14 protein-coding genes and 1 pseudogene are annotated in these 15,883 nt (G+C 69.5%); 4 read left to right on the top strand and 11 right to left on the bottom strand.

Annotated elements, in window-relative coordinates; translation table 11 throughout:
• Positions 1 to 114: 114 nt before the first annotated feature.
• The 5 genes from ACTWQE_RS21150 to ACTWQE_RS21170 form a co-directional block, all read right to left on the bottom strand.
• Positions 115 to 549 carry a PIN domain-containing protein gene (locus tag ACTWQE_RS21150; RefSeq protein WP_443330571.1) on the bottom strand — a complete coding sequence of 145 codons (435 nt, stop codon included), beginning with the start codon at positions 547 to 549 and terminating at the stop codon, positions 115 to 117.
• On the bottom strand, positions 546 to 785 hold the full coding sequence (locus ACTWQE_RS21155) for a CopG family transcriptional regulator (RefSeq protein ID WP_443330572.1): 240 nt from the start codon (positions 783 to 785) through the stop codon (positions 546 to 548). Before ACTWQE_RS21155 ends, ACTWQE_RS21150 begins: the two co-directional genes overlap by 4 nt.
• A 124-nt stretch (positions 786 to 909) precedes the next feature.
• The gene (locus tag ACTWQE_RS21160) at positions 910 to 1,125 is read right to left on the bottom strand and encodes a tautomerase family protein (protein WP_443330573.1); all 216 of its coding nucleotides are present in this window, start codon (positions 1,123 to 1,125) and stop codon (positions 910 to 912) included.
• Between the two features lie 23 nt (positions 1,126 to 1,148).
• Positions 1,149 to 2,033, bottom strand: a complete 885-nt coding sequence (locus ACTWQE_RS21165) for an SDR family NAD(P)-dependent oxidoreductase (protein ID WP_443330605.1) — start codon at positions 2,031 to 2,033, stop codon at positions 1,149 to 1,151.
• Positions 2,034 to 2,203: 170 nt separating this feature from the next.
• Positions 2,204 to 3,004 (bottom strand): SDR family oxidoreductase, encoded by an 801-nt coding sequence (locus ACTWQE_RS21170; RefSeq protein WP_443330574.1) that lies wholly within the window; start codon positions 3,002 to 3,004, stop codon positions 2,204 to 2,206.
• Positions 3,005 to 3,173: 169 nt separating this feature from the next.
• Between ACTWQE_RS21170 and ACTWQE_RS21175 the strand changes: the two genes are divergently transcribed.
• From ACTWQE_RS21175 to ACTWQE_RS21190, 4 genes are all read left to right on the top strand, one after another.
• Complete coding sequence (locus tag ACTWQE_RS21175; RefSeq protein ID WP_443330575.1) at positions 3,174 to 4,058, top strand: helix-turn-helix domain-containing protein; 885 nt, start codon at positions 3,174 to 3,176, stop codon at positions 4,056 to 4,058.
• Between the two features lie 995 nt (positions 4,059 to 5,053).
• Positions 5,054 to 5,263, top strand: coding sequence for a glycerophosphodiester phosphodiesterase family protein (locus ACTWQE_RS21180; RefSeq protein WP_443330576.1), 210 nt, complete (start codon positions 5,054 to 5,056; stop codon positions 5,261 to 5,263).
• A gap of 151 nt (positions 5,264 to 5,414) precedes the next feature.
• Positions 5,415 to 9,305 carry a polymorphic toxin-type HINT domain-containing protein gene (locus ACTWQE_RS21185; RefSeq protein ID WP_443330577.1) on the top strand — a complete coding sequence of 1,297 codons (3,891 nt, stop codon included), beginning with the start codon at positions 5,415 to 5,417 and terminating at the stop codon, positions 9,303 to 9,305.
• Between the two features lie 22 nt (positions 9,306 to 9,327).
• Positions 9,328 to 9,696, top strand: coding sequence for a DUF5958 family protein (locus tag ACTWQE_RS21190; protein WP_443330578.1), 369 nt, complete (start codon positions 9,328 to 9,330; stop codon positions 9,694 to 9,696).
• 432 nt (positions 9,697 to 10,128) lie between these two features.
• Here ACTWQE_RS21190 and ACTWQE_RS21195 read toward each other — a convergent pair whose 3' ends face one another.
• The 6 genes and pseudogenes from ACTWQE_RS21195 to gcvH all read right to left on the bottom strand — a co-directional run bounded on the left by ACTWQE_RS21195 (position 10,129) and on the right by gcvH (position 15,847).
• On the bottom strand, positions 10,129 to 10,812 hold the full coding sequence (locus tag ACTWQE_RS21195; RefSeq protein WP_443330579.1) for a TetR/AcrR family transcriptional regulator: 684 nt from the start codon (positions 10,810 to 10,812) through the stop codon (positions 10,129 to 10,131).
• Positions 10,813 to 10,842: 30 nt separating this feature from the next.
• Positions 10,843 to 11,988 (bottom strand): MFS transporter, encoded by a 1,146-nt coding sequence (locus ACTWQE_RS21200; RefSeq protein WP_443330580.1) that lies wholly within the window; start codon positions 11,986 to 11,988, stop codon positions 10,843 to 10,845.
• Positions 11,989 to 12,286: 298 nt separating this feature from the next.
• Positions 12,287 to 12,601: pseudogene (locus tag ACTWQE_RS21205) on the bottom strand (DNA-binding protein); the annotation flags it as partial.
• Between the two features lie 88 nt (positions 12,602 to 12,689).
• Complete coding sequence (locus ACTWQE_RS21210; protein WP_443330581.1) at positions 12,690 to 14,072, bottom strand: L-serine ammonia-lyase; 1,383 nt, start codon at positions 14,070 to 14,072, stop codon at positions 12,690 to 12,692.
• 97 nt (positions 14,073 to 14,169) lie between these two features.
• The gene (gene glyA / locus ACTWQE_RS21215; RefSeq protein ID WP_443330582.1) at positions 14,170 to 15,435 is read right to left on the bottom strand and encodes a serine hydroxymethyltransferase; all 1,266 of its coding nucleotides are present in this window, start codon (positions 15,433 to 15,435) and stop codon (positions 14,170 to 14,172) included.
• 34 nt (positions 15,436 to 15,469) lie between these two features.
• Entirely contained in the window at positions 15,470 to 15,847 is a 378-nt protein-coding gene (gene gcvH, locus ACTWQE_RS21220) for a glycine cleavage system protein GcvH (RefSeq protein WP_443330583.1), read from the bottom strand.
• Positions 15,848 to 15,883 lie beyond the last annotated feature (36 nt).

Below are 15,883 nucleotides of genomic sequence, written 5' to 3' on the forward strand. Positions count from 1 at the left end.
AAAAAGCCCCCGGGCCAGCGCCTTTGCGGACAAGCCCTGGCAGTGGCCGTCGGCGCCGCGCGGGCGTCCGGGCTTCGAGCTGCTGGCGAGTTTCCGGAACTGTCTGCAGGAGCTCTACAGGTCATCCGGCAGCAAGCGGAACGCCTTGTGCGGTGTGAGCGGTCGCACGGCCCGGAAGTCGCGGTGGTCGAGCGTGAGGACGGCGTCGGTGCGGTATTCGGAGGCGAGGGCGATGTTGACCGCGTCGGCGAGGTCGAGGTCCAGGTCGGCGTAGCGTCGCTGGACGGCCTGCGCCGCGTCCAGAATCTCGGTGGTGGTCTGTGGGACCTGGAATCGCATGCTGCGGACCTGCTTGAGGATGAACGCGATGATCGCGCTCCGAGCTGCGGATCCGAACCGGGCCTTGGCGAGGTGGTCGACCTCAGTCAGAACCAGCGGCGAGAAGATCACGGTGCCTGCCTGGCGCAGCACGCTTTGGCACGCGGCAGCTTCTGGGGCGTTCCGGTCGGACGCCGCGATGACACCGGACGTGTCAGCGATGACGATCACGGCTTGGCAGCGCCCTTGGCGACAGCCGAGGCGACCTCATCGCTGGTGGCCGTCTCACCGCTTCCCTCGAAGCTGGGCCAGTCGAGAGGCTCGTCCCAGACCCGGTTCGCCATCGCCGCGAGGTGGATGCCCTCGCGGATGATCTCCGCTTCCGGGATGCCCCGGCGCTTCGCGGCTTCCTTGATGAGCGTGAGGTCTTCAGGGTCGGCGTAGACGTTTGTCCTCTTCATAGACATGTACCAACGCTAACACATGTCCTGGATCGGCAGGGCCTCGGTGGAGCCCGGCGTCACGGCGGCCCCGGTCGGCAGTTGTCGACCGGGGCCGCCGTGTGCGAGGACGTGGCCGGAGGCGCTGTCGTCAGCCTTGTGGCTTCTGCTGGATCTTGGCGAGGGTCAGGACGTCGCCGCCGAGGCCCCAGCCGCCGTCGGGGACATCCTCGACCAGTACCAGGGTGGTGGCGCGGGCGCGTTCGCCGTAGATCTCGGCGTACAGGTCGGTGGTGCGGGTGATGATCTGTTCCTTCTGCTCCGCGGTGAGGGTGTCGGCGGGGACCTTGAAGTTCGCGAACGGCATGGTTGTTCTCTTTCTGTGGTGGGTTACAGGGAGCTGCCTGCGGTGAGCAGGTCGTCCAGCCCGGCGCGGCGGAAGAACTCGGCACGGATGCGGTCGGCGACCGCGGAGACGACTTCGCTGCCGTCACGGCTGGGGTCGGTGTGGGTACGCAGCGGCCGGGTACCGGCGGGCATCGCCACGAGGCGTACGACGGCGTCGGCGACCTGCGCCGCGTCCGCGTCCGGCGGGATGAGCTCGGCCAGCCGTTCGTCGAGGCCGGCCAGCAGCGCGCCGTAGCGCTCCTCGTACGCGGCGGCCCGGCCGGGGTCGGCGGGCGCGCCCGCGTGGGCGAAGTGGTTGGTGCCGGAGGTGAAGGCGCCGGGGACGACGATGGCGGTGTCGATGCCGAAGCGCAGCACTTCGGCGGCGTAGCTGACGGCCAGGGCGTCCATGGCCGCCTTCGCGGCGAAGTAGGGCCCGACGAACGGCGGGCAGCCGCCGCGGGTGCTGGAGCTGCCGATCCACACCAGCAGGCCCTCGCCTCGGGCGCGCAGATGCGGCAGCGCGGCGCGGTTGACGCGCTGGGTGCCCAGGACGTTGACGTCGTAGAGCTCCGCGAGCTGGGCCGGGGTGAACGCCTCGGCCGGGCCGGTGGCCATGTGTCCGGCGTTGTGGACGACGACGTCCAGCCGACCCTCTGCGGCCAGGATGTGGTCGAGGGCGGCGTCGGCGGACTCCTGGGAGGTGACGTCGAGTTCGACGGTGTGCAGGTCGGCGTCGTGGGCGGCGGCGTAACGCCTCAGGTCGGCGACCGCGGGCGCGTTGCGGGTGGTCGTCTGCCGGATCCCCGCGTACACCGTGTGGCCTGCGCGGGCCAGGGCGAGTACGGTCAGCGCCCCGAAGCCGCTGGAGGCCCCGGTCACCAGAATCGTGCGGGTCGTGCGGGTCGTGCGGGTCGTGCGGGTCGTGCGGGTCGTGCCGGTCGTGCCGGTCGTGCCGGTCGTATCGGTGGGCAGGGTGTGCCTCCTGTGGTCGTGTCCGGTATGCGGGTGCGCCGCGTTGGGGGTGCTGGCGAAACGGACAGGGAGCACCGCGGCCGTCAGACGATGCCGCCGTTGGCGCGGATGACCTGTCCGTTGACCCAGTGGCCTGCCGAGGAGGCGAGGAAGGCGACGGCCTCGGCGATGTCGGCGGGGGTGCCGAGCCGTTCCAGCGGGGGCTGGGCGGCCAGGCGGGCGATGGTCTCCTCGTCCTTGCCCTCGAGGAACAGGTCGGTGGCGGTGGGGCCGGGGGCGACGGCGTTCACGGTGACGTCCCGGCCGCGCAGCTCGCGGGCGAGGATCAGCGTGGCGGCCTCCACGGCGCCCTTGCTCGCGCTGTAGGCGCCGTAACCGGGGAAGGCCAGGCCCACCACGGAGGTGGAGAACGTAACGATGGCTCCGCCCCGGCGCACCGTCCGGGCGGCCTGCTGGGCGACGACGAAGGTCCCGCGGATGTTGGTGCGGTGCAGCGCGTCCAGCTCGGCGAGGTCGAGGTCGGCGATCGGCGCCGTGTACGCCCGGCCTGCGGTGTGGACGACGACGTCGACGCCTCCGTACTCGGACTCGGCGGTGGCGAACAGCGCGGCCACAGCCTGCTCGTCGGCCACGTCGGCCTGGACGGCGACCGCCCGGCCACCGGCCGCGGTGACGTCCTTGACGGCGGCCTCGGCCAGGTCCCGGTTGCCGGCGAATCCGACCACGACGGCGAACCCGTCGGCGGCCAGCCGGCTGACCGTCTCGCGGCCGATACCGCGGGAGCCGCCGGTGACGACGGCGACGCGGGGGTGACCGTGGTCGGAGGCGTGGTCGGAGGTGTGGTCGGGCGTGGGGCGGCTCTCCGCGGGGTTCGGCAGGGACATGGAGACTCCAGACAAGGCGTGGGGACCGGGGGCGTCGGGCCACGGTGTCGTCGCCGTGCCCCGCCGTGCCCTCCACGATCGGCCGGTGCTCCACCCCCAGCCAGGGCTGCGCCCACCCAGGGGTTGTCATCCCCTGGATCGGCCTCGTCGTACGCGCCACGATGGGGGCGTGAACCTTCCCGAACTCGCCGCGTTCCTCACATCCCGGCGCGCCCGGATCCGGCCGTCCGACGTCGGCCTGCCCACCGGGCCCCGGCGCCGGGTGCCCGGCCTGCGGCGGGAGGAGGTCGCGCAGCTGGCCGGCCTGTCGGCGGACTACTACACCGAGCTGGAGCGCGGACGCAGCGCCCAGCCCTCGGTTCAGGTGCTGGCCGCGCTCGCCCGGGCGCTGCGCCTGGGCGGCGACGAACGCGACCACCTGTTCCACCTCGCCGACCGGCCTGTGCCCCGGGCGGCGCACGGCCCGACCGCGCACGTTCAGCCGGCCCTGCTCGGCCTGCTGGACCGGCTCACCACCACCCCCGCCCAGGTCATCACCGACCTGCACGAGACGCTCGTCCAGAACGAGCTGGCCGCCGCGCTCGTCGGGCGGCCTCCGGCGGTACGCGGCCCGGCGGCGAGTTTCGTCCACCGCTGGTTCACCGACCCGGCCGCCCGGGCGATCTATCCGCCCGACGACCACCCGCACCACTCACGGGTCTTCGTGGCCGACCTCCAGGCGGTCGCCGCCCGGCGCGGCCGCGACACCGAGGTAGCCAGGATGGTGGCCGGACTACGGCGGCGCAGCGAGGAGTTCGCCGCCCTGTGGAACACCCATGACGTCGCCCTGCGCCGGACCGACCACAAGCGCATCATGCATCCCGCGCTGGGCGTCATCGAGCTGGACTGCCACAGCCTGTTCAGCGAGGACGGACGCCAGCGCCTGCTGTGGTTCACCGCCCCGCCCGGCACCCAGGGCGCCGCCCAGCTGGAACTGCTCTCCGTCATCGGCACGCAGGACATGGCGGCGAGCGAGAACGCATTCCGCGAGGGAACGGGCGTCAACGCCGACTGAAGCGAAGAAACCCCGGTCAGGCGTGGTTCCTTCTCAGCATTCACGTTCACCGCGAGCCCGCCCCGGGCTGTCCTGCCCTTCATGCCGGCGGGGCTCGTACAGCGCCCTGCCTGCTATCTCGTCGCCAATTGGGCGAACGAGTCGCCACCACGGCTTCTCTGGGACCCTCTGGGAGAGGAACGGCACTTGCCGATACCGAACGTCGTGTTCGCCGCCTGACGGTAGGGCCCCAATGAGGGGGTTACGGTTAAGGGAAATGCGCCCCTGTATTTTGCGGACGTTCTGAATGGGTCGCCGACGGTGCCCTGCCTCGGTCGGTCGGCGGTCGGGCTTGCGCTTGAGTCCGGGGCTGGGCACGTACGTGCGAGCCCGATGGCAAACAAATGTGTGCAAACATTCGCCGCGCTCTGCCGACCTGGCGCGACCCGGCCCCTTGGGGCCAAATATCACCCACGGGATGAAGGGCCGAGAGGAAACGCCCTTAGGTCAAGGCCGACTCTCGCTGCCGGTCGGAGGAGGTCAGGACTTGACGTCAGAGTGTCAGAATCAGCCACGAGAGGGCTGAGTTGGCTGTGAATAGTCTGTGAACATCGTGAAGCTCAAGTGACAATCCTTGGGTTGGTCACGCCAAGCCTCTGACCAAGGGGCGTGACCTGGGTGCGTGAGTCGGATTGTTTCAGCCACTGACCCGCATTCCCTTCACAGCATGCCGAGTCCCTCAGTGCGTGGCATGCGTCATCGTTGAAGACTCATGCAGGGGGAGAGTTCGTGTATGGGACGGCGCGGCATGCCCGGGCGGGTGAGAACCATGGCGCCGGCATCGCTGGTAGCGGCAACGACAAGCAAGGTCCGCTGGCCGGAACGACCGAACGAACGCTGCTCCAGTCCTTCGACGAGGACGTGGTGCGGGGACGCGGCTGCGTCCCCGCACAGGACGAAGGTCGCGTTGCTTCGGTTGAAAAATCGATGCGAACCCCGTGGTCACGGCACGCGCAATGTCACTCAGCGTCTATGCGGTGACGTTCGATGGTCTTGCTGCCCGACCTGCGGCGGTAAACCAGCTCAAGGCGGCTGGCGTTGACGTGTTCGTCTGGACGATCAACAGCGCGTGGAAAACCGCGACATTCTGGGGCGTCGACGGCGTCATCACCAACCGACCGGACGCATACCTTCAGTGGAGGCAATTCCACTGTGTCGAGAAGTAGTTCTCGGCCACGCCCCGCTCCGGCAGCGGTTTGGCACCCGGCCTTACCAGATGTCGGGATCTTTCAGTCTGCTCATTGATAAAGGAAAAAGGGGAGGAACGCTTTGTTAATCGGTTCCAGACGTGCGTCGGGCCGACGTGGCGTCGCGGCGATGGTAACTGCCCTGGCGCTGCTCATGGGCATGGATGCAAGTCCTGTCGCCGCCGATGAGGTGCCGGTGTACGACAGATCAGATGCGGTGTCGGCGTGGTATGACGGCGGGCCGGGGGTAAGGCGGGCGGCCGAGGTCGCCTTGACGGGTTCCGACCAGGACATCCAGATGTTCATGGCCCAGGATCTGCCGGTCCTTGAGGAGCAGGATCTGCGCGTGCAGGTGGCGCAGATCATGGCCATGGGCGGTCCGGGCGTGCGTGAGGCGGCCAACACCGCGCTGGACGGCGGGGTGGAGGAGCTGCAGGCGTTTCTGGACGGTGGCTCCGTCAAACCTTACGACGATGATCTGCGCGTCGAGGTGGCGCAGATCATGGCTGCCGGCGGGCCGGGGGTGAAGGAAGCGGCGGGCAAGGCGCTGGACGGCTCCGCTGATGACTGGCGCACGTTCATCGACCAGGGTCAGTTCCGGGCGCGTGAGGAAGACAACCGGGTTCAGGTCGCGCAGTTGATGACGGCGGGCGGCCCGAACGTGAAGCAGCTCGCGCAGCAGGCTCTGGACGGATCCGCCGAGGAGGTGCAGGAGTTCCTGGACGAGGGCTGGCAGGTCGCGGCCGCGCGGGATCAGGAGACGCTCACCGTCTCTCAGCTGGCCGCGCTCGCGGACCGGGCTCAGAAGAAGGCAAAGGAGCTGACCGAGGAGGCCAAGGAGGAGGCGGCCAAGGCGGAGAAGGCCACGCAGCGGGCCAAGGAGGCGGCGCAGACAGCGGCCAGGGAGGCGCAGGAGGCCAAGTCCTCGGCCGGCAAGGCGGCGGCGGCAGCGTCGCGGGCGGCGGCTGCGGCTGACCGGGCGGCGCAGTCGGCTCGTACGGCGGTGTCTGCGGCTGCGGCGGCCAACAGAACTGCTCGGGTGGCCGCGACTGCTGCGGCGCAGGCGGCGTTTGCCGCCAGCCGGGCCGGGAGCGCGGCGTCTTCTGCGAGGTCTGCCGCCGCGGCGGCGGCTGGTGATGCTTCGCGGGCGAAGGAGGCCCGGGCCGCTGCGCAGAAGGCGCGTGATGCCGCCGCCGGGGCGCGGAAGGCGGCGGATGCCGCGGATCAGGCAGGAATCGCCGCCGAGAACGCGGCGAAGGCGGCTGGGGCTGCGGCCAGCGCGGGAGCCAATGCCGCAGCGGCCGCCACGGCGGCTGCCGAGGCCGGTCACTGGGCCGGTGAAGCCGGCGCCAAGGGTGCTGAGGCGCAGGCGGCGGCGGCCAGGGCCAGGCGGCTGGCCGGTCAGGCCACACGTGCCGCCAACGCTGCTCAGTCCAATGCGCATCAGGCCGCTGTGGCCGCACGGCAGTCACGCAAGGCCGCCAATGACGCCGCGGCCCATGCCGATGCTGCGGCCAAGGCCGCTGACAAGGCCGCCGATGAGGCGGGCAAGGCGGTGGACGCCGCGAAGGAGTCCTCGGCCGCGGCGAACGCCGCCACCGAGGCCGCCGACAACGCGCAGGCGGCGGCCACGCAGGCCAAGGGCGTTGCGGAGCTGGCTCGTAAGGCCGATTCCGAGCGGCTGGCCGAACAGCAGGAAGAGAACGTCCTGGCGGCCGAGGAGGCCAAGAAGGCCCACGATGCGCGTCTGTCCGCCGCCCAGTGGGAGGCCGGGCAAATCCAGCGGCTCAACACCGCGACCCTGAAGCTACGAGAAGAGGCCGCTGCCGCGTCCGACCCGAAGGACACGGCAACCAAGGGCAGGCAGGTCGCGGTCAACCTGCTCTCCACCGGCGGTGCATGGGTCCGCGCGGCCGCCGAGCACGCGCTGATGGGCACCGATGAAGAGGTGTCCGAGTTCGTGCGCAGCGGGCTGACGGTGGCTCTGGAGCAGGACGACCGAGCCAGCGTCGCGCACATCGCCACCACGAGCGACAAGCCCGCGCAACAGCAGGCCGCCCTGGCCGTACTGGACAAGCCGATCGACCAAGTGCGGGAGTTCCTGAGCACCCGGGCCTACCCGGGCAAGGAACATGACGACCGCGTCGCTGTCTCCCAGATCATGGCCGCAGGCGGGCCGGGCGTGAAGGCTTCGGCCAACAAGGCTCTGGACGGCACCGCGGCCGACCTGCACCAGTTCCTGGAAGTCGGGCAGTACAGGGCCCGTGAGGACGACGACCGGGTCGCGGTCGCCCAGGCCATGGCGGGCGGCGGTCCCGAGGTCAAGGCCGCAGCGCAGGCAGTGCTGTCGGGGCCGCCGTCCGGGCTGCGGGACTTCCTGCAGATCGGGCTGTACAAGGCGCAGCAGCGTGACGCCAACGCTGCCGCGCACATCGCCGAGATCGACATCCTCCTGGCGGCCGCCGACCGGTCGGCGGCGCTCGCCCACAAGGACGCCGCCCAGGCCCAGCGCGTCGCGGCGGAAGCTCGCAAGGACGCCGCCGAAGCCGTCAAGTGGGCGGACAAGGCGAATAAGGCGGCCGAGCAGGCGTCCAAGTACGCTCAGCAGGCCGACAAGTCCGCCGACCAGGCGGCCGAGTCGGCCAACCGCGCCGCCCAGTCCGCCAAGAAGGCCAACAGCGCGGCCGCGTCCGCCCGCAAGGACGCACAAGCGGCAACCCGCTCCGCGGCACAGGCCGAACATTCCGCGAGCATCGCATCCTCCTACTCCTTGCAGGCCAACACCGCCGCCTATCAGGCGCACCTTTCCGCCCAGGCCGCAGGGAAGGACGCCGCCGGAGCGGCCAAGGCCTCGACCGAGGCCCTGAAGATCGCGGCCGAGAAGCTGGTCGCCGAGATGAAGGCTCAGGTTGAGAAGGAGCTCAAGGAGAGTAGCAAGCCGATCTCGGACGGCGAGCTTCGTAAAGCCCTTGAGAAGCGGCTGGTCAAGTACCGCACGAGCCTCCTGGCGGAGGGGGGCCTGAAGCCCGGCGAGACGCCCATGATCTGCGGCAGTGACGGAGCCGGCGGAATGGGCTGCATCACCACCACCTACCTCGATCGCCTGATCGCCTGGTACGTGGGCGCGGACCAGATCGAAGAGTGCCTGCAGAAAGCAGAGCCCTCATGCCTCTCGGGCCTCGCACTCAGCGCCCTCAAGCTCAAGACGCTGAAGAGGACGCCGTGTGAGAAGAACAGCTTCGTTCCGGGCACCCGAGTCCTGATGGCCGATCACCGGACCAAGCCGATAGAGAACATGCGCACCGGCGACCAGGTAATGGCCACAGACCCGCAATCCGGCCACACCGAGGCAAAGAGCGTCCAGGCGACCATCACCGGCACCGGCCAGAAGAATCTCGTAAGAATCACTGTCACCCCTCCCGGTGCACAGCCCAGCGGTGCAGTGGTCGCCACCGACAAGCACCCCTTCTGGGTGGCAGGCGACAAGAACGCCTGGCTCGACGCCGCGCAACTCCAGCCCGGCGATCGGCTGCGGACCAACGCCGGCACCCACGCACGGGTCAAGGCGACCAAGGCCTGGACCACACCCGGCCAGCGCGTCCACAACCTGACGGTCGCCGACCTCCACACGTACTATGTGCTGGCGGGGGCTACGCCAGTCCTGGTTCACAACTCCAGTGGGTGGTGTGGCCCTGGCCTGAGAACGGCATCGGAAGCTGGTATCAGCCCGAATGATGCCAAGCGAATTCAGAATGCCGCTGATAAAGCCGGGCAGCCAATCATTGTGGTCGGGAGTCGTGCGAACGGAACACCCAACCCGACATCGGACTGGGATTACATCCTGTCTGGTCCGTCCAGAACTCGTCACGGCGTCAAGAATTCACTGCCGAGAGGGACGGGCGACGGTGAAGGGAGTGGGCGTGGTAGAGACTTCTGGCAGAACTACAATCCGAACCGGCCTGACTATGCGGAACTGGACAGGGACAGGCCGTACGTTGTATTCGAGCCTCAGAGCGGGTGAGCACTTGCGAGCATCAGAGCGAATGATCAACGAGGTTGCCCAAGGGCTCCGCAGCTTAGATAACGCTGTGACCTGGTTCTCTTTGTTGGAGCAGGTTGAGCAGAGAGCAGTACTGCACGAGGTTGTTCGCTACTCCATGCAGGCCCATGCAACAGTGAATGACGCGCGTGAGGGGCTACTGCGATCAGGCGTCAAGCCGACCATGACCCCGGCAGTTTTGATTGTTCGAGAACCGATTCTCGAACAAATGGGAAAGATTATAAATCTGCCCCCCGGTGAGTACGTGAAATCCTTTCGCATCCTCTTGTCCACATTCTCTGTGGCTGACGCACGGCGAAGAGAAACGGAGTGCCGAGGAACGTGTAGCCACGCTTGGCACAACCTGTCGTAGGTGCCTACGTCCACGGTGCGCCGTAGAGGGAGTTGCCGGGGATTTCTGAGTTCGCTTGGGCGCGCATCGGGAGCCCCCGCCGAGTCGGTACTCGGCGGGGGCTCCCGTCCCTGTCTACTGCTCGCGGCGCAGACCCGGGGTGCGGCGGCGCACCCCGGGGGCAGCCCCACGTAGGCGAGGGTGATCCGCTCGCGCCTGCTGCGCAGGAAGCCTGCCAGTTCTCTTCTGGCCAGTCCTCCGAGTGTGCGCGTGCGCCGCCGTGCCCAGCCAGGTACCACCGGTACCTGGCTGGGAGGGGCGACCAGACGCAGGATCGCTGCCATGGACAACACTCACCGGTAAGCGACCCCGGCGCACATACCGGGGGTCACTTCACGTACGGCGGTCAACCGCGACCGGCTTGCCGACCGACGGGCCTGCGCGAGAGCGGAATCAGGGCGCCGACTCTCTGGCGAGGGTGAACACCAGCCGGGCCGTGGTGTCCACGAGTTCCTTGTCGATGGGCGTACCGAAGACGAGTACCCGGTAGTAGAGCGGGCCGAGCAGCAGATCCACGAGGTGGTCGACGGTCCGGTCGTCTACGGTGAGGTCATGATCGCGGGCGAGGAGCGCGCGCAGGCCGGTCACGTCGCGTTCGCGTTGCTCCTGCAGGAACCCGGACCGCAGGGACATGGCCGTGTCCCGGTCGAGTTGGGCGTGGCCGAGGAGGGCTTGCAGCACCTGGCCGGCCGGCTCCTGGAAGAAATCGGCCACGCGCTGCAGATGCGCTTTGAGGTCGTCTTCGGGACTGTCTTGACCCGCGCGCCAGTCCAGGCCTTCGCGAGCGTCGTCGATGAGGGTGTCCAGGAGGATGTCGACCTTCGACTTCCACCAGCGGTAGATCGTCTGCTTCGCCACACCCGCGCGCTGGGCGATGCCCTCGATGGTCAGGGCGGCGAACCCTCGCTCGACCAGGAGGTCGTCCGCGGCGTGGAGGACCGCGAGCCGGACGCTCTCGCTGCGGTGAGGCCCGGTTCGGCTGACGACTGCGGTCCGTTCGCAGGCCGGTGCTGGCTTCCGCGTGGCGCTGATGGTTCCTTCAACCCTTCGAGTCGTGCGTTTCCGTGATTCTGGCACAGCCGCGCCCACCGCGAACCGGTCGCGCCCTCAGGCGGCCTTTTTGCCGGTGCGGATCAGGCTGAGCAGTACGCCGAGCGCGAGTGCGGCGACCACCGCGCTGAACGTCTCGCCCGCGGGGCGTAGACCGGTCGCGCGGATCAGGACTCCTACGCCGACGGCGGGTACCGCCAGCATCGAGTACAGGATGGCGAAGAAGGTGGAGACCGACGCGCCACGGTGTTGCGGAGCGCTGCGCGTGGTGATGCTGCCGATGCCGTGACCGAGAGCGACACCTGTCGCCAGTCCGTTGACGGCGGCCCCGACGAGCAGGGGCGCGAGGGTGCTGGTCGCCATCGCCGCGGCGATCAGTGCGGCGGCCGCGATCAGCCCCGCGCAGGCTGCGGGCAGGGCGGTGCCGGGCTTGAGGGACCGGACCAGGAGTTGGCCGAAGGCGGTGCACGCGAAGGCGATGAACACCACGAGGCCCGTCAGTGAGTGGCTGGACTCGTGCAGCACGGTGCCAAGGAACAGGCCCGTCACGGCGGTCAGGACGCCGAGTACGGCGAAGCCCGCGCCCGCTGCCATAGCGGAGCGCAGGAAGTCCGATCGGATCTCACCCGGGATGTGCAGCGGCTGGAACTGCAGGGAGAAGCCGGAGCGGTGTGCGGAACTCTCCCCGTCGGCCATCACGCCGAGCATGCCGACAGCGGCGAGGGCGAGCATGACGACCCAGGGTGTACGCAGCGGGGACGGCGCGACATCGGCGAGGATGCCCGCCAGCAGCGTGCCGCAGGCGAGGCCGCCCATGTTCGCAAACAGGGCTATGGTGGCCGGCTTGACTCGGCTGTGCTGCCCGAGACGCTCGGCGAGCGAGGCGGTGGCGGCACCGGTCACCAGGGCCGCCGATAAGCCGGAGACGACCCGGGCGACGAGCATCGCCGCGAGGTTCTCGGTGAACACGAAGATGATCGCGGCGCACACGGACAGCCCGGTCGCGGCGAGGAGGATGGGGCGGCGACCCACCTGGTCCGAGAGCCGCCCGAAGAGCAGCAGCCCCAGGACTACTCCCAGCGCGTAGACGGCGAAGACCACGGTGACGGTGAACGGCGTGAAGCCGAACGTCTCACCGTAGAGCGGGTAGAGAGGGGTGGGCGCCGTGGTGCCTGCCATGGTGATCCAGAAGGCGAAGGCCACGCTGAACACGGCAAGGCCGCTGCCGCGGGCCTTTGCCGGCGGGCCGGTCAAGTCGCCGGCGCTGACGGTCGAGTTCCCCACTGCAGTGGCCTCTCGTGAGCGGTTGTGGGTCCAAGGACGCAGCACAAGACAAGACTGAGCGTTGCGTCTACTCAAGAGACTAGACTAGCCGTCTCGTCTATTCAATGAGTGGTGCGGGCAGTGGCGTCGTCCTCGACGCCAAACTCCTGGCAAGCCCTCGTTGGCGGGCGCATTCGGTGTGGGCAGCGAGCCCTGCCATCGTCGCTGAGCGGAGCGCTCAGACCTTGGTGACCTCGATGGCGGGCCCGCACAGCAGGGTGATGTCCTCGGGGTCGGACGTGAGGACGGTGACGGGGCCTGGCGCGGTGCGTGCGACGGCGGCGAGGACGGCGTCGGTCGCGTACGTGTGGCTGTGGAGCTGCTGGCTGCGCAGCAGCGCGGCGGCCTGGTCCACCACGCTCTTCGTGACGTCATGGACGTCGATGCGGGAGAGCACCCACCGGATGCGGGAGGGATGAACGCGCTCGTCGTCGGCCTCGAGGGTGGTCATCGCGGTCGTGGCCACCCGCGTGCGCTCCTCCAGAGCAGCCTGTCCGCATGGGCGCCGCCTGCCGGTCGGCGAACCGGCCGGCCGGAGGCGCCTGACAGCGCTGAAAGAGACAAAACAGCAGGCCTACCCATCAGCACTCGATGACGTTCACCGCGAGTCCGCCCCGCGCCGTCTCCTTGTACTTGACCTTCATGTCGGCGCCGGTCTCCTTCATGGTCTTGATGACCTTGTCGAGGGAGACGTGGTGGCGTCCGTCGCCGCGCAGGGCCATGCGGGCCGCGGTGACGGCCTTGACCGCCGCCATGCCGTTGCGCTCGATGCACGGGATCTGGACCAGGCCGCCCACCGGGTCGCACGTCAGGCCGAGGTTGTGCTCCATACCGATCTCGGCCGCGTTCTCGACCTGCTCCGCGCTGCCGCCCAGGACCTCCGCCAGGCCGCCCGCCGCCATCGAGCAGGCCGAGCCGACCTCGCCCTGGCAGCCGACCTCGGCGCCGGAGATGGAGGCGTTCTCCTTGAAGAGCATGCCGATGGCGCCCGCGGCGAGGAGGAAGCGGATCACGCCCTCCTCGTCGGCGCCCGGTACGAAGTCGGCGTAGTAGTGCAGCACAGCGGGGATGATTCCGGCCGCGCCGTTGGTGGGGGCGGTGACGACCCGGCCGCCCGCCGCGTTCTCCTCGTTGACCGCCATCGCGTACAGGGTGGTCCACTCCATCGCGCGGGCCGCCCGGTCGCCCTCGGCGCGCAGTTGGCGGGCGGAGTTCGCGGCGCGGCGGCGGACCTTCAGACCGCCCGGGAGGAGGCCCTCGCGCGACAGACCCCGGGAGACGCACTCCCGCATGACGCGCCAGATCTCCAGCAGGCCCGTACGGATCTCGTCCTCGGTGCGCCACGCCTTCTCGTTCTCCAGCATGAGCGCCGAGATGGACAGGCCCGTCTCCCGGGAGAGCCGCAGCAACTCGTCGCCCGTACGGAAGGAGTACGTCAGCACCGTGTCGTCGAGCTTGATCCGGTCCTCGCCGACCGCGTCCTCGTCCACCACGAAGCCGCCGCCGACCGAGTAGTACGTCTTCTCCAGCAGCGGCGTCCCCGACGCGTCGTAGGCGAAGAGCGTCATGCCGTTGGCGTGGTACGGCAGGGAGCGCCGGCGGTGCAGGACCAGCTGGGCCGGCTCGTCGAAGTCGATCTCGTGGGCCTGTCCGATCTCCGCTCCGAGCAGCCGCAGCCGTCCGGTCCGGCGGATCCGCTCGACCTCGTCGTCGGCGGTCCCGACGTCGACCGTACGGGGGGAGTGGCCCTCCAGGCCGAGCAGGACGGCCTTGGGAGTGCCGTGGCCGTGGCCCGTCGCGCCGAGCGAGCCGAACAGCTCCGCCCGTACCGATGCCGTCTGCGCGAGGAGCCCGTCCCGCTTCAGACGGCCCGCGAAGATCCGCGCCGCGCGCATGGGCCCGACCGTGTGGGAGCTCGACGGCCCGATGCCGATGGAGAAGAGGTCGAAGACGGAGATGGCCACGGTGGCGGACTCCCTTGTCTGCTCGTGGGTGGTACGCGGGCGGCGGCGGGCGGGGCACGGCATCCGTCCGATGCCGGTACTCCCGCCCGCCGTCCGGCTACTTCGTCAGGCCGGGGTACAGCGGGTGCTTCTCGGCCAGGGCCGTCACCCGCTCCTTCAGCGCCTGTGCGTCGTAGGCGGGCTTCAGCGCCTCGGCGATGATGTCCGCGACCTCGGTGAAGTCCGCCTCCCCGAAGCCGCGGGTGGCCAGCGCCGGGGTGCCGATCCGCAGGCCCGAGGTGACCATCGGGGGCCGCGGGTCGTTCGGGATGGCGTTGCGGTTGACCGTGATGCCGACCTCGTGGAGGCGGTCCTCGGCCTGCTGCCCGTCCAGCTCGGAGTTACGCAGGTCCACCAGGACCAGATGCACATCCGTGCCGCCGGACAGCACGGAGACACCGGCCTCGGTGACGTCGGAGCGGGTCAGGCGCTCGGCGAGGATCCGCGCGCCCTCCAGGGTGCGGTGCTGGCGCTCCTTGAACTCCTCCGAGGCCGCCACCTTGAAGGCCACGGCCTTCGCCGCGATGACGTGCTCCAGCGGGCCGCCCTGCTGGCCGGGGAAGACCGCGGAGTTGATCTTCTTCGCCAGTTCGGCGGTGGAGAGGATGACACCGCCGCGGGGGCCGCCGAGGGTCTTGTGGGTGGTGGTGGTGACGACATGGGCGTGCGGCACCGGGCTCGGGTGCAGGCCCGCGGCCACCAGGCCCGCGAAGTGCGCCATGTCGACCATGAGGTACGCGCCGACCTCGTCGGCGATCCTCCGGAACGCCGCGAAGTCCAGCTGGCGGGGGTAGGCGGACCAGCCCGCGATGATCAGCTTCGGCCGGTGCTCCTTGGCCAGGCGCTCGACCTCGTCCATGTCGACCTGGTTGGTCTTCTCGTCCACGTGGTACGCGGCGACGGTGTAGAGCTTGCCGGAGAAGTTGATCTTCATGCCGTGGGTCAGGTGCCCCCCGTGGGCGAGGTTCAGACCCAGGATGGTGTCACCGGGGGAGAGCAGGGCGAACATCGCGGCGGCGTTCGCCTGCGCTCCGGAGTGCGGCTGGACGTTGGCGTGCTCGGCCCCGAACAGCGCCTTGATCCGGTCGATCGCCAGCTGCTCCACGACGTCGACGTGCTCACAGCCGCCGTAGTAGCGGCGGCCGGGGTACCCCTCGGCGTACTTGTTGGTGAGCACCGAGCCCTGCGCCTCGAGGACGGCGGCCGGAGCGAAGTTCTCCGAGGCGATCATCTCGAGGGTGGACTGCTGGCGGTGCAGCTCGGCGTCGACGGCCGCGGCGACGTCCGGGTCGAGCTCGTGCAGGGACTGGTTGAGAAGCGACATCAGGATCCCATTCAGGTGGGGCGCGGGGCGGGGGTCAGTTGCCGGTGAAGGCGGTGTACTCGTCGGCGGACAGCAGGTCCGACGGCTCGTCGCTGACCCTCACCTTGAACAGCCAGCCGCCCTCGAAGGGGGCGGAATTCACCAGCGCGGGGTCGTCCACGACGTCCTGGTTCACCTCGGTGACCTCGCCGGACACCGGGGCGTACAGGTCGCTGACGGACTTGGTCGACTCCAGCTCGCCACAGGGCTCGCCCGCGGTGACGGCGTCGCCGACCTCCGGGAGCTGGACGTAGACGACATCACCGAGCGCGTCGGCGGCGTGCGCGGTGATGCCCACGGTCGACACACCGTCCTCGGCGGCGGTGAGCCACTCGTGCTCCTTGCTGTAGCGCAGCTGCTGGGGGTTGCTCATGACCTGATTCTCCTGGATGCGGGGGCGTGCTCGGAT

Source organism: Streptomyces sp. 8N706, assembly GCF_052245415.1.
In the GTDB taxonomy this organism is placed as follows: domain Bacteria; phylum Actinomycetota; class Actinomycetes; order Streptomycetales; family Streptomycetaceae; genus Streptomyces.